Below are 14,106 nucleotides of genomic sequence, written 5' to 3'. Positions count from 1 at the left end.
GCTGTAAAATTTATATGGCTATTTTATTTAAAGTCAACGGTGCAATTCTGGCAATTCATGTCTATTTTAAGCCCCTTGCCTTCGCCTACTTTAGCACTAAAGTTCGATTCGTTGTCACGAGATTGTGAATAACGGGTAATAGAACGATTAATTTCCACCAGCTGCTTAGCCAAGGCATCGGTTTCTTTTTCTTTTAATAATGGTTTTAGCTTTTCTTCTACTATGGGCTCTTTTTCAAAGTTTCCGTATACGGTGCTATAGGCTCCAATAAATTTAACCGAATAATTCTTGATATTTCTCAGTGGAATACGAATATCGGCGTACTTATTATCAATTTTGATTAAATCAAGATTTGCTCCCACGCTTCTTATTTTAACATCAGCGTTGGTGCCATCCATTTCGAGAGAGCCATTTAATTTGGTAATTCTGAAATTGCCATAGTTCTTTCTACCTCTTAACTCGTTGGCATCTTCAATTTCGTATTCATCGTTGGTGCTTCTAAATACTACTTTTTTTGCGCTGGCTATTTCAATAGTAGAATACTTGGTATCTAAATCTGCTTCACCAATTTCTTTGGCCGAAAAACGACCATTCATAAATTCAATTTCAGCAATAGTAGCATTTTCCATAGTTACATTGGAATATTTAGAACGTAGGTATAATTTGGAAAAACTTTCTGCTTCCAAACTGCCATTAGAAATATCTACAGTAGCATTTCCATAATTTCCGGTTAATTGAACATCTGCATATTTGCTATCTATGTCTAATTTGCTAGCAGCAGGAACGTAAATAGTAACCATTCTTTTTGTGTTCGATTTGTTGCCAATACTTTCTCCTTTATCGTTAAATACTGCTACACCCGTACTTCCACTCCAGCCAAATGTATTGCCATTAATGGTATAGCTGCCACCAGAAATAGTTCCAGATTTTACTCTTACAGTGGTGCCAATTGATTTTAAAGAAAGATTCATTTTTTCGAACCATTCTTCATCACTTAGCTTTCCGTCACCCTCATAATAAACAGTAGTCACTACTTTTACTTTTGATTGATCCCAAATTTTGATTTGAATATTTCTAGATGTATTGTCTATATAGATATCGGGGGATTTAGAAGTGCTTATTTCTTGACTTACTTCTTTGGCTTTTACATCTTTCAGGTCGTTAAATACATGATCAAAATTCTGATTCATATTCATAGAAAAACCATTAACAGAAGTGAAGCCTGAGCCCCTTATAGGGAAGCCTTTTACTACAATTGGTTTTAATGCTTTTGCCATACTTTCATTTACCGATTTTTCAATCTGTATATTGGCAACTTTTACCTCTCTATTGGCTTTTTTAATTTCCTTGTCGGCATTCTGAATTTCTTTTTCTGCCTTTTTGATTTCTTTTTCAACTTCTTTTTCTGTTGTAGTTTGTTGCGCAGTTGCCATTACAAGGCTCAAAAGACAAGCGGACAATAATGTGGTTTTGGGAAAGATATTTTTCATTGTATCTGTTTTTAAATATTAATAAAGTAAGCACGAGTAGAATCTACTGGTCCTCTGTTTTGTTTGTAACGGTTATTGGTTTTATTCATTTCTAGTTGTAACTGTTTCAACACAGTCAATTTATATTGATACAGATTTATCAGTTGATCAAGCTGTTGATCTGTTAGTCCTTTTTTAGCAATCTCTTTTTTAATTTGTTTCTCTTCTTGTTCTAGTTGATTTATTTGCGCTTTGAATTCATTAAAATAACTAGCAGACTCTGCATACATAGGAGTGGTACTAATTTTTCCTTTTTGCAAATTGATGATTTGGGTAAACCCTGTTTCCATATTAGACAATGCGGTCATTGCATTGTTTTTGTTTGTTGCTGCAGTTGAGAAGCCAGTTGTTTTTGGTTTGAACGATTGGGTTTGTTTACTAAAACCGGGTTGAGTTGAACCAAGGGAAGCATCCGTTGAATTAGATTCTGTTGCTACAATTGACTCGTTCAACCGATCATTACTCGGCGAATTATTGGGCGAATTATTGGGCGAATTAGTGGATGAATTGGTGGTAGAATTACTTGGAGCGGTATTGGTTTCTTGTTCATTTGTTACCACTTGTTCTTGAAGCGGTTTCACCATATTATTATCATTAAACAAATACCAAACGCCAATACCCGCTAAACCCAAGATGCAAGCAGCTGCAGACCATTGCACCAACTTTCGCATTGAAAAAACTTTTGCAGTCTCAATAATTTTCACTGATGCAGATTCGTCACCTACAGGATTGAAATTTTGCCCCGATTGGGTATTTATGCGCTCTTGCACTTTACCCCAAACCAATGAACTAGGCGCATCTGTTTCCAGCTGCTCTTGGTGATTAATTAAATATTTTTTAAACTCATCCATGTAATTGTACTTGTTTATAAATTCTTTGTTTTAGCAATGCCCTTGCTCGTTGATATTGGCTTTTACTGGTTGATTCTGAAATACCCATGCTTTCAGCAATTTCTTTGTGCGAATAATCTTCAAATACGTACAAGTTGAATACCTGCCTGCATCCTTCGGGTAACTGCTTAATGGTTGCATGAATGATCTTGAAATCAATTGTTTTCCACCATTCCATTTCTTCATTTACCAAATTGCCTTGTTGATCAGCATCCCATTCTTCCCAGCGAATATTTTTTTTGCTGAAACGAATGCATTCATTTACCACAATTCTTTTAAGCCAGCCGCCAAATTGCTCAGCAACTTTAAGCTGATGAAGATTGCTAAATGCAATAACAAAACAGTCTTGTAAAAGGTCTTCTGCGTCTGACTGGTTGCCCGTCATTCTGGTACAGATATTAAACATTGCTTTACTGTATTGCTCGTACAACCAAGCCTGGGCTTTTGCATCTCCATTGCAAGCCTTTTTTACAGCAGCTTTTTGTATGTCTATTACCTGTTCCAAGCAGTTTTCAAGAGTAAGAGAAGGATTGTTTGAAAAGTTGGAAAGAAGGTAGAACTATTTTTTTGTTTTTTAATATTCCGCTAGTAAGGGTTTGTTCTGCATAATCGCTTCAATTTTGCCAATTACTTCGGGGGTAATTAGCGCTAATGCCTTTAAAGCGGATAAATTATCGATTAATTGTTCTTTTTTGGTAGCACCCAAAATGGCAGTAGTAACGTTTGGATTTTTAATACACCATGCAATACTCAAAGCAGGCAAGCTACAACCCAACTCGTTGGCCAATAGTTCTAGTTGCTTTACTTTTTCAATTTTGTCTTGCATAATCCAACGCTCTTTTAACCAGTCAAATCCTTCAATGCCCAATCTGCTACCTTCAGGTATTCCGTTATTGTATTTTCCCGTAAGTAATCCAGCGGCTAAAGGACTCCAAATGGTAGTACCTAATCCTACATTTTTATAGACTTCTAGGTAGTCGTTTTCTATTTTATTTCTTTCGAAAAGATTGTATTGAGGTTGTTCCATAGAAGGACCAATTAAGCGATAATGTTGGGCAACCCTATGTGCTTCCATTAATTCAACCCCGCTCCATTCACTGGTACCCCAGTATAAAATTTTTCCTTGTTGAATTAAAGTATTCATGGTTAATACCACTTCTTCAATAGGGGTATTCTTGTCGGGCCTATGACAGAAATATAGATCTAAATAGTCTGTTTGTAAACGCTGTAAAGCTTCGTTACAAGCTTCGGTTAAATGTTTTCTGCTCAAGCCGGTTTGATTGGGTTTGTTTTCTTTGCCTCTCCAGCCAAAAAATGCTTTAGAAGAAAGAGTATAAGAAGTACGATCCCAATTTTTTGCTTTTAAAACACGCCCCATCATTTTTTCACTTTCTCCCAATGCATATACTTCCGCATTGTCAAAAAAATTGATGCCATTATCGTAAGCAATGCCCATTAGTTCGTCGGCACTATTGTCGTTAATTTGTTTATGAAATGTAACCCAACTGCCAAAGCTTAATACGCTTAATTGAAGGCCTGATCTTCCCATTCTTCTGTATTCCATAAAATTGATTTTATTGTTTTTTATCTGCAGTACTATCTGGTAAAATTAGAAAGCTTCCCAAATCTAATTCATAGTAAGTAATATCTGTTAGGGTTTGATTAGAGCTGAAGCCTTTTTTAGCGTATAACTTTTGACGCGGATTACGCTGACTGGTAGTTACCGGTTTGTCAGTATGAAATCTTCCGAGTGTTTGATCCCAAAATAATTCGGATGTAGTTAAAGTGTCTCCATTAATTCGGATAATCACTACGCTGTCTTTTAAATAAATTTTATTCTCGTTCTCAATATATCTTCCATAATTGGCTCTGAGCGTGCTCTCTAGCTTCATGCTGTCGTTGTAAAATTCCACAAACAAGGTTTTGGGAAATTCAGACTTCAATGCACTGTCTCCTTGGTATCTTAATAGTAGTGGTGCTGTAAGTTTGGCTTTCATTTTACCACCCATGCTTAAAAAGCTGGTAATATTTTTACCTTCTTCAATACCAGGTTTTTTCTTGCCTAATTCTTTTACTTCATTTACATCGTTCTCGCATCCGAGCATAAAAAAGCAGCCTATGAAAAAGGCTGCAATTATATTTTTATTATGGAGATTTAGATTAATCATATTTGCGTTTAATGAACCACATATCGCTTAAACTAAATCCAAGGGTTAATTGAGTATAGTTCTCTGTAATATTATTTACAGCAGATCCTCTTTTACCAAATTGCACTGCTGCTTGAACTACAGTGTATTGTGTTTCGTAGTTCCTCCATTTTCTAATAGGGAAACCTGCTCCTAATGTAAATGAACTATGATTTAAACCATTGCCATCTGCATTAATATAATCTTTACCAAACTGAAACCCAAAACGGTAGTTTACATTGCTGAGGTAGCTGGTAGCACCATCTGGGTTAGGACTAATTTGAGCACCCAATTTTAAGGCCCAACTATTGTTCAATGCATCTGGTTGGCCATAAAAACGATACTTGGTCCATTGTGTAGTGGTAAATTCTAATCCAGCAGACCACAATTGAAAATTACCTCTGGTATTGGTTAAGGTTTTCATAATCATGAAACCTGCATCGTAGGTAGCAGGCATCACAATCGTTCCTTTAATATTGTCTTGCTTGGCTATGCTATCTACTTCTATTAATCCACCAGCAGCATTCACCACAAAAGTTTGTCTGCTAATACTTTGAACAGCACTCATGTTCTGTTGAAATGAAGCAGTAGCACCCAATCTCATTAAAAGACTTTTAGCAGATTTATCTGCAGCATTTTCTTTCTTAGATAAAGTGAATTCATATTGAACACCCAACTGTAAAAATACTTTTCCAAAATTGGTTTGAGAAGCAGACCTAGATTCAAAATACTGTAAAGTATCGTTATAGAATGTTTTGGTTGTGCTCAATTCCTTTCTTCCAAAAGTATATCCGGTATTTAAGCCTACACTTAAATTCTTCCATTTTTTACCCACTCCAATAAATGCTTGGTTGGTACCGCCTGTTCCTTCGTAAATAGTTCCAATACTATCTCCAGCAACTCGAGCCCTGCTTTCTACACCGTAATTAACCCTAGTGATTGGCCTTAATCCAAAAGCTAAACCCAGTCCTTTTGCTTTATTCAACGGAAAACTTACCGCTAAATAGCTTGGGATTAAATAAACAGAACTAAAAGTTCCACTAGGATTATTACTTTTTAATTTTCTGGAATCAATAGACAAACCCAAATCGTAGGTGACCATGTAGTTGGAACCATAGGTTGCTGGGTTATTAAAATTGATGGCCTGGCCAACATTGTAATTATTTCCGTCGGCATAAGCGGCTGAAAGACCACCCATAGAACGGCTAATGGCATGTTGGGAACCTACTAAATTGCCCAATCCGTAACGGGAAAATGGTGAATTTACCTGAGCAGATGAACTGATTGCGAAAAAAGAGATGAAACTAACCACAAAAGCCAGCCTACCTGTTGTTGAACTCACTGATTGCATATAAGCCTTTAAAAATTAGGTTTGGGTCGGCAAATATCCTGTTTTTTAGGTGTGGTACAAAAAAAGGCATATCCCCCCCGGTTAATAGCACGTTAAAGTTGCTGTATTTTAGGGCATATTCGTCAATTATTCCATCTATTTCTTTGGTCATGCCCCAAATAACCCCACTCAAGAGATTGGTTTTGGTATCATATCCAATTAATGGAAAGGGCGATTCTGCCTTAATATAGGGTAATAAAGCAGTTTGCTCGTGCATGGCCCTGAAGCGCATATTCATACCAGGAGAAATGCTCCCACCTAAAAATTCATGTTGATTATTGATAAAATTGTAAGTAATGCAAGTTCCTAGTCCAATAACCAGGTTATGTTGTTTGGGAAAAAGGTCCACTGCAGCCGCAACCAAAGCCAGTCTATCGGCTCCAATGGTTTCGGGTTTGCCAACCGGTGTGGTCAAAGGAAGTAAACTGGCATGACTTAATCGATGAAACGTTGTTTGCTCGGCCATTAAAGTTTCAATGGCTGTATCATGATTAATTACAGAAGAAAGAATGACTTTTTTAGGCTTCCACTGGTTCATTAAATTGCCAATGGTATCTATACTAGCATCGGGTAAATTAATTTCTTCTTGAAAATCTCTTCCATTAAATACCGCCACTTTTAAGCGGGTATTACCAAAATCTAAACAAAGTGAAATGCCCATGATGGTTAATTAAGATTGAACCCCTTTATTTTTTTAAAAGAGCCATTAATGATGATTTTTTCTTTTAATTGCTCCATTCCAGTTATAACAGGAATCACTTTTTCTAAATGTCTTCTTAAATACTCTAGTCTTTGTTCTTCTTTAAACAAACACAATAATTCGTATTCCTCTTTTAGCGATAGCCCTGCATGGTGTGCCATATCATAACTCATGATATCGGCTACTTTTTTATTAAAATTCTTGGTAACATTTAATAAACGATGCAACACATACACGGAATCTAATATTTTAAAAGAGACAAAAGGCTTGGTAATTACTTCATTATTAGGATAACTAACTATAGCGCCACTGAACATTTTGTCTGGAATAGATTCAATGAGCTCTAATACTTGAAACACCCTGATACCCCTAGTTTTAATGTCCATTCTGCCATCTTCGTACACTTGTACAATCTCTGTAATTTCTACCATAGTGCCTGTTTCGGCTACTCCTTCTTCTAAAACAGTAGGTATGCCAAAGGGTTTTGCTTCTGCAAAACATTCGGTGATTAATTCCTTGTAACGGGGCTCGAATATATGGAGATTCAACTCCTCACCTGGATAAACTACCAATGCTAAAGGAAAAATAGGTATAAAATTAATCATAGACTTCAGCTTATCCGTACAAAAGATTTCAGTTCTTTGCTGCACAATTTAGCTAAAATGAAAATTGCTGGCTTCACAATTATTAAAAATGCGGTGTTAAATGATTATCCAATTGTTGAAGCGGTAAAATCTATATTGCCAGTGGTAGATGAAATAATCATTTTAATTGGGGATTGTACCGATGGAACCATTGAGTTAATGGAATCTATTGATGATCCTAAAATCAAGATTCATCATTCGGTTTGGGATCCAAATTTACGATCAGGCGGTTCGGTATTAGCGGTAGAAACCAATAAGGCACTGCAATTAATAAGCAAAGATGCTGATTGGGCATTTTATATTCAAGGGGATGAAGTAGTACATGAGCAGTACCATGCAGCTATTAAAGCAGGATGTGAACAATACCAAGACGATCAACGGGTGGAAGGACTCTTGTTTAAGTACCTCCATTTTTATGGAACCTACGATTATGTAGGTGATAGCAGAACTTGGTACAGTAAAGAAGTACGGGTGATCAGAAATGATCAACATATTGCTGCCTACAAAGATGCCCAAGGCTTTAGAAAAGGCGGGCAGAAATTAAAAGTAAAAGCCATTGATGCCTATGTATACCATTATGGTTGGGTGAAGTCTCCAGAGCAAATGATGAAAAAGCAGAAGGAGTTTAGTAAGCTTTGGCATAAAGATGAAGCCCTCAAAGATTATATGGCGCAGCCCAATTTTTTTGATTACAGTCAATTTGATTCTTTAGAAAAATTCAATGGAACCCATCCTCAAGTGATGCACGCAAGAATAGAGCGATCCAACTGGCCTATCAGCTTTGATCCATCAAAGAAAAAATTTAGTTTAAAAGACAAGGCCTTGTATTATTTTGAAAAAGCAACTGGCATAAGGCCCTTCGATTTTAAAAACTATCGACTAATTCGATGATTTTTTAAATGTTTGCCAGCAAACCAATAATGGCCAAACATGAAGCAATGCACCATACTGATAATTGATGGTAGTTTCTACGAGGCATGAAAATGCAATTGCCAAAGTCCAAATAATGAGGTATGGATTTTTATATTTGTATCCATACCATGCTGGGTAAAATAACCATACTGAAAATAACACCATTCCCCACCAGCCACTGCCCATCCACCAAAACAACCATTGGTTAAAAGGCCAGCCGTATTGGGTGCTTTGACCATTGAAAACTCGGGTAAATTTTTGTTGCATAGTTGATGGTATAGCAGCCCAGCCAATTGCAGTAGCATGATCTTCTTTGATGGCTTTTAAAGCCACCGTATTAATGGCTCTTCTTACCCCATCCGAATAAGTGGAATCATACCCTTTGGTATTATAATTATTCCAATCGTAAATGGTGTACCTGATTTTTTGTTGAACAGTTGGTGTTATAGCAAGTATGGTGATTAACGTAATTATTACAATCAATATGTTGCGAGTACGATTCCTATTTTTTGCAGGTTTTGATTGCAAATAATATATACCATAACCTGCAATGATTAGGGCTGCAATTACCCATCCTGTTCTTACAGCTAAAAAAAGAATGGCAATCAATAAAATAGCGAAAGATATTTTTTTATATCGTGCGTTGCTAACAGGTAAAAGGGTAAACAACAAGGCGCTGCATAAAAAAATACTGAAACGAACATGATCGGTATCCATGAATACGGGCAATGTTTTACCTTGACCATACAATACAAACGCATCCCCAGCATGCAGAACAAACCAACCCAATGGGTACAAAAACGCAATCATTGCAGCATGTATCCAGGGCTGTGAAATGGTTTTGGTAAAGGAATATTTTTCAGCCGCAATTGCTGTAATGCCTGCAATTGGATACACCATTATCCCGAGTAAGCTTTGAAGGTTGCTAGGGTTAAATCCCTCTTGATAAATACCCAACAATATTAATACCAATGGGCAAATACTCCAAATAAAGAGGGGCGATAAAATAGTCTCCTTTTCTCTTTTCAAATAATAGATGGCATAAATGGCCATTAGGCCCATACTAATTGATAATACGGCTCTACTCCATAATAAACCACCCAACATAAAAATGGCTAATGCTAATAAAATATTTGTTGCTCTTTTTGGCATACAGTTGGCATAAATTTACATTTACAGCAGTTATATGTGGAAACAATTATTAGCAGGCATACAAATAGGCAATCATCAATCCATTGCAAGGGCTATATCATTGGTAGAGAATGAAGTGGAAGGCTACGATGTTTTTTTACAAAGTTTACCCATTGGTAAAACACCTATTACCGGAATCACCGGACCTCCCGGAGCAGGCAAAAGCACTTTAACCGATGCGCTCATTGGACATTGGACTGCTCAAGGAAAAAAAGTAGCCATCTTATGTATTGATCCCTCTTCTCCATTTAATATGGGTGCGTTATTAGGAGATAGAATTCGAATGAGCGATTGGTACAATCATCCAGGCGTATATATTCGTTCATTGGCCACTCGTGGATCCTTAGGGGGTTTGCATCCATATATTATTGAAATCACCGCCATTTTACAAACAGCGGGCTTCGATGAAATTATTGTTGAAACAGTAGGAGTGGGGCAGAGTGAAATTGAAATTGCAGGCTTAGCTGATACAACTGTGGTAGTAGTAGTGCCCGAAGCAGGCGATGAAGTACAAACCATGAAAGCCGGTTTAATGGAAATAGCAGATGTATTTGTGGTGAATAAAAGTGATCGACCTGATGCAGATAGTTTTGTAAAAAACCTGCGCATGATGATGGCACCTGCGTTCAATACCGATAAAACAATCGAAGTCATTAAAACGGTGGCATCACAAAAAGAAGGAATAGCCGCATTAGCCAAAGCCATTGAAGTGCACCAACAACATATATTGATCAATAATCGAAAAATTTGGTTATTAACCGAGCGTGTGTATCAATTGATTGCAAGAAATAGAATGAAGCCCTACGATAAGAAAGCCATCTACCAAGCACTACAAGCAAAAGCAACGAAGGAACAGTTTAATCTTTTTACTTTTGTAAACGAGTATGCAAATACAGGGAATGCTTGATACATGAATAAACCAACCACCATTTTATTTGATGCGGAGCGGATGAAATATCCCAATACGGGTTTGTTTTATTTTTGTAAGCAATTGGCCCAATCCCTGATTGCAAAAGCAACTGCAGCAAATATTCAGGTTCAATTATTCTTGCCAAGTAATCAACAGCAACAGTTTTCAGCAGCTACTAAAATATTTCCGATTCGGTTTTGGTATAAATACCATTTGCCAATTTTTAAAGAAGTTGATATTTGGCATACCACTAGTCAAGACAGTGCTTATTTCCCTTTTCATTTTAAAAAGCCCATTGTATTTACGATTCATGATTTAAATTATTATCATGATGAACGTAAGTCGATGACCAAAAGAAATAAATGGTTGAAGCAATTGCAAAAAAAAGTAGACGCTAGTAGCCATATTGTATTTATATCGGAGTATACGGCAAAAGATGTGCATGCTCATATCAATTTAAAAGGCAAGCCATTTTCAATCATTTATAATGGATGTAATTTTAATGAAACTATTTTGCCAACCACTCCTCTACATGCGCCTAAAGGGCCCTTTATTTTTTCCATTGGTACGATTGCAGTAAAGAAAAATTTTCATGTATTGCCTGTACTATTAGCAAACAATCAAATGAACTTGGTTATTGCAGGTATTACCCAACAACCAGCCTATTTAGAACAAATTATGGCTGAAGCAAAGCGATGGGCTGTTGCTGACCGACTGATTTTTACAGGGGCTATTTCAGAAAATGATAAGCAATGGTATTATGCCAATTGTGCTGCATTTGTATTCCCTTCTTTATCTGAAGGATTTGGGTTGCCGCTGGTGGAAGCCATGCACTTTGGCAAGCCCGTATTTATTTCGAATGCCACTTCATTGCCAGAAATAAGCGGGGATGCGGCTTATATTTTTCCTGATTTTAATCCAGCCAATATGCAAGCCATTTTTGCAGCAGGGATCAAAGATTTTGTAGCCAACAACCGCGAAGAAAAAGTAATGGCAAGAGCAGCCCTATTTAATTGGGATGAAGCGGCAACCGCTTATATCAATATCTACCGAAGTTTTGCTTAAACAATTTTCACCAACATCTTTAAGCAAAACAACCATTGCCTGAATCTTGATCTTTTTTTTGAAGCCAATAGTTGTGGATGGTATTGAAAAAACAACATCATTCTTTGCAAATTATTGAAGAGTCCAGATCCATGGTAATATTGATTCAACTTGGCCAATACCCATTTTTCCTTTGTTAATTGCGCAGGACAATAGGAATAAAATAATTCAATTCTTTCTTGGGCAATTTGTTTTTCTTTCAAAGCAGCTTGTGCTTCTTGTGCTTTATTTCTTTTGCCACCCACTGCACCAAACACGTTGTTGCTGTGTTGTCTGTACCAAGCCAATTGGTCTGGAATATAGCGGATACCGCCATTAACCGTGGCCGTGTAGGCAATCCACCAGTCGTGTGGAATGATGCTGGGGAATGGAAAAATTCGCTGTAAAAATTCATTCCTAATCAACATGGCATGCCCATAAATTCTACAGAAAATGGCTTGTTCTAAAGGGCTTGAAAAATCTTTGCAAGAAACCCGATCAGCAATCGTTACACCAATGGGTTCCATATGTTCATTGCATAAAATAGAATTGGCGTACACCAACGCAGCATCACCAATGGCATTATATAATTTACTAATTTTTTGTGGATGCCATTGATCATCTTGATCACATAATGCTACGAATTCACCTTTGGCCAATTTGCAACCTTGTTCAAAGTTTTTGATATAGCCTTGGTTGGTTGCACGCTTAATGATTTGAATAAAGGAGTGCTGTAACTGATATGATTCAACAATAGCAAGGGTATCGTCTGTACTATTGTCGTCGCTTACAATAATTTCCAAATTGGGATAATCTTGTTGCAACACAGAGTCTAATTGCGTTCTAAGAAATTTTGCTCCATTGTAAGTAGCCAACACAATGGATATTAATGGAAATGGCTTTTGATTGGTCAACATCTTGCTTGCTCTAAGTAGACTAAATTAAATATTATATTTACAAATTGGCAATAAAGCTAAACAATCATGCAATCATCTTTATCGATAGTGATGTGTACCTACAATGGAGCTGCATTTGTGAAAGCACAAGTGCAGTCTATATTGGCACAATCTTATCCTTTTGAAGAATTGGTGATTGTAGATGATGCATCCACTGATGGATGTTATTCTTTATTGCAACAATTGGCAAGTACCGATGCAAGAATTAAGTTATTTCAGAACCCCACCAATATTGGCTACAATGCCAATTTTGAAAAAGCGATTCGCTTGTCTGTTGGTGATTATATTGCTTTTGCTGATCAAGATGATATTTGGGAAAAAGAGAAGCTGGCATTAATGATGGAAGCCATGCAACCATCCACTGCATTAATTTATTGCGATTCAGTAAGATTTAGTGATGCTATTCCAACCAATCCGCAACCAAATAAAAAGAACCGAAGAATAGAAGGGACCAATCCTTTGTTATTGGCCATGTTTAATACGGTGAGCGGCCACGCCAGTATCATGCGCAGGTCGGCATTAATGCCCCTAATGCCATTCCCTAAAGATGTTTACTATGACTGGTGGATGGCATTGCATGCAACCATTTCAGGGGGCATTCAATTTCTGCCTTATATAGGGGTTTACCAACGCATGCATACCCAAAATATTACCATTCAACAAGGGTTAACAGAGCAAGAACATCGCCATCGATATCGGTTAATGTTGAACAACCACTTGGCTGCATTTGCAACCATACAAAATTTCCCAGCGCCGCTTCAAGCGTTTTTTGAAAAGTTTAGTACACTTTGGAATCGTTCATTAACCAAGAAGTTCAATGGACGATTATTTGTTTTTTTACTTCAACACCACCGCCTACTTTTTTATTATAAAGTAAGACGAGTGCCCATTATCTCTGCATTTAAAGTGAGTTTTTTATTTTGTTTTAGGTGGTAATGGGTTATTTTCGGGCTAGTTAATACCAACCCCCATATGGCATCTAGGTTTAAACCATTAATTAAGGCATTTGGATTAGTAGACGGCATCAAGTTTTATGTGCACTTATTGTTTAAGAAATACGGCGCATTTACTTCATCTAAATACCAAACTACTTTTCATTTACGCAGTAAAACCACGGATAAATACACATTTAAACAGGTGTTTTTAGACGATCAATACAATGTAATATTGCCATTTACGCCCACCCGCATCATTGATGCCGGTGCCAATATAGGGTTGGCGGCTGTTTATTTTTCACATCGATATCCGGGAAGTAAAATCATTGCAGTAGAACCAAGCCGAGATAATTTTCAAGCATTGCTAAAAAATATTGCTGGTCATCCAAATATTAAAGCCAATTGTATGGGCTTATGGAATAAAGACGTCTACTTATCTATCATGAACCCTACAGGACCGAGCAGTTCGTTCATGGTAACAGAAACCAACCCAGACAATCCAGAAGCCATACCAGCAGAATCGGTAGAAACCATCATGCGCGGGGAGCAATGGGATACGATTGATTTACTCAAGATAGATATTGAAGGATCAGAGAAAGAAGTATTTGAACAGAATTATGAATACTGGTTGCCTAAAACCAAAGTCATTTATTTAGAGTTGCACGATCAAATGAAAAAAGGATGTTCTAAGTCGGTATTTGCAGCTATTAGTAAATACAATTTCTCTTTTTCCATCTCCGATGAAAACTTGGTGTTTATCAATGAAGATTTGTGTTAAAC

At 36.9% G+C, this 14,106-nt stretch carries 15 protein-coding genes; 5 read left to right on the top strand and 10 right to left on the bottom strand.

Features of this window, described 5'->3' with window-relative positions; all coding sequences use genetic code 11:
- Positions 1–23 precede the first annotated feature (23 nt).
- From Q8S25_RS11180 to Q8S25_RS11145, 8 genes are all read right to left on the bottom strand, one after another.
- A complete protein-coding gene (locus tag Q8S25_RS11180; protein ID WP_305537758.1) occupies positions 24–1,490 on the bottom strand; it encodes a hypothetical protein in 1,467 nt (488 codons plus the stop codon).
- 11 nt (positions 1,491–1,501) lie between these two features.
- Positions 1,502–2,380 carry a hypothetical protein gene (locus Q8S25_RS11175; protein ID WP_305537756.1) on the bottom strand — a complete coding sequence of 293 codons (879 nt, stop codon included), beginning with the start codon at positions 2,378–2,380 and terminating at the stop codon, positions 1,502–1,504.
- A complete protein-coding gene (locus Q8S25_RS11170; RefSeq protein ID WP_305537755.1) occupies positions 2,373–2,924 on the bottom strand; it encodes an RNA polymerase sigma factor in 552 nt (183 codons plus the stop codon). The genes Q8S25_RS11175 and Q8S25_RS11170 overlap by 8 nt, the downstream gene beginning before the upstream one ends.
- 69 nt (positions 2,925–2,993) lie before the next feature.
- A complete protein-coding gene (locus tag Q8S25_RS11165; RefSeq protein WP_305537754.1) occupies positions 2,994–3,983 on the bottom strand; it encodes an aldo/keto reductase in 990 nt (329 codons plus the stop codon).
- Between the two features lie 10 nt (positions 3,984–3,993).
- Positions 3,994–4,587, bottom strand: coding sequence for an LPS export ABC transporter periplasmic protein LptC (lptC, locus tag Q8S25_RS11160; protein WP_305537752.1), 594 nt, complete (start codon positions 4,585–4,587; stop codon positions 3,994–3,996).
- A complete protein-coding gene (locus Q8S25_RS11155; protein WP_305537750.1) occupies positions 4,580–5,956 on the bottom strand; it encodes a hypothetical protein in 1,377 nt (458 codons plus the stop codon). The genes lptC and Q8S25_RS11155 overlap by 8 nt, the downstream gene beginning before the upstream one ends.
- Positions 5,928–6,656, bottom strand: coding sequence for a type III pantothenate kinase (locus tag Q8S25_RS11150; protein WP_305537748.1), 729 nt, complete (start codon positions 6,654–6,656; stop codon positions 5,928–5,930). Before Q8S25_RS11150 ends, Q8S25_RS11155 begins: the two co-directional genes overlap by 29 nt.
- Positions 6,657–6,661: 5 nt before the next feature.
- Complete coding sequence (locus tag Q8S25_RS11145; RefSeq protein WP_305537746.1) at positions 6,662–7,300, bottom strand: LON peptidase substrate-binding domain-containing protein; 639 nt, start codon at positions 7,298–7,300, stop codon at positions 6,662–6,664.
- 57 nt (positions 7,301–7,357) lie between these two features.
- On the opposite strand from Q8S25_RS11145, the gene Q8S25_RS11140 reads away from it, so the two are divergent.
- Entirely contained in the window at positions 7,358–8,230 is an 873-nt protein-coding gene (locus Q8S25_RS11140) for a glycosyltransferase family 2 protein (protein WP_305537744.1), read from the top strand.
- On the opposite strand, the gene Q8S25_RS11135 is transcribed toward Q8S25_RS11140, so the two are convergent.
- Positions 8,219–9,403 carry an O-antigen ligase family protein gene (locus Q8S25_RS11135; protein WP_305537742.1) on the bottom strand — a complete coding sequence of 395 codons (1,185 nt, stop codon included), beginning with the start codon at positions 9,401–9,403 and terminating at the stop codon, positions 8,219–8,221. The two genes, Q8S25_RS11140 and Q8S25_RS11135, sit on opposite strands and share 12 nt — an antisense overlap.
- Before the next feature lie 34 nt (positions 9,404–9,437).
- Here Q8S25_RS11135 and meaB point away from each other — a divergent pair, with 34 nt between their 5' ends.
- Both meaB and Q8S25_RS11125 read left to right on the top strand, forming a co-directional pair.
- Complete coding sequence (gene meaB / locus Q8S25_RS11130; protein ID WP_305537740.1) at positions 9,438–10,349, top strand: methylmalonyl Co-A mutase-associated GTPase MeaB; 912 nt, start codon at positions 9,438–9,440, stop codon at positions 10,347–10,349.
- A gap of 3 nt (positions 10,350–10,352) precedes the next feature.
- The gene (locus Q8S25_RS11125) at positions 10,353–11,417 is read left to right on the top strand and encodes a glycosyltransferase family 1 protein (protein ID WP_305537738.1); all 1,065 of its coding nucleotides are present in this window, start codon (positions 10,353–10,355) and stop codon (positions 11,415–11,417) included.
- Here the strand turns inward: Q8S25_RS11125 and Q8S25_RS11120 are convergent.
- On the bottom strand, positions 11,414–12,352 hold the full coding sequence (locus Q8S25_RS11120; RefSeq protein ID WP_305537736.1) for a glycosyltransferase family 2 protein: 939 nt from the start codon (positions 12,350–12,352) through the stop codon (positions 11,414–11,416). The two genes, Q8S25_RS11125 and Q8S25_RS11120, sit on opposite strands and share 4 nt — an antisense overlap.
- 66 nt (positions 12,353–12,418) lie before the next feature.
- Here Q8S25_RS11120 and Q8S25_RS11115 point away from each other — a divergent pair, with 66 nt between their 5' ends.
- Positions 12,419–13,327 carry a glycosyltransferase gene (locus Q8S25_RS11115; protein WP_305537734.1) on the top strand — a complete coding sequence of 303 codons (909 nt, stop codon included), beginning with the start codon at positions 12,419–12,421 and terminating at the stop codon, positions 13,325–13,327.
- A gap of 36 nt (positions 13,328–13,363) precedes the next feature.
- On the top strand, positions 13,364–14,104 hold the full coding sequence (locus tag Q8S25_RS11110; RefSeq protein WP_305537732.1) for an FkbM family methyltransferase: 741 nt from the start codon (positions 13,364–13,366) through the stop codon (positions 14,102–14,104).
- The last annotated feature ends 2 nt before the right edge of the window (positions 14,105–14,106 follow it).

This window comes from Sediminibacterium sp. (genome assembly GCF_030695065.1).
GTDB lineage: Bacteria > Bacteroidota > Bacteroidia > Chitinophagales > Chitinophagaceae > Sediminibacterium.
Note: the sequence above shows the minus strand (reverse complement) of the source record. Positions and strands in the feature narration are given on the sequence as shown.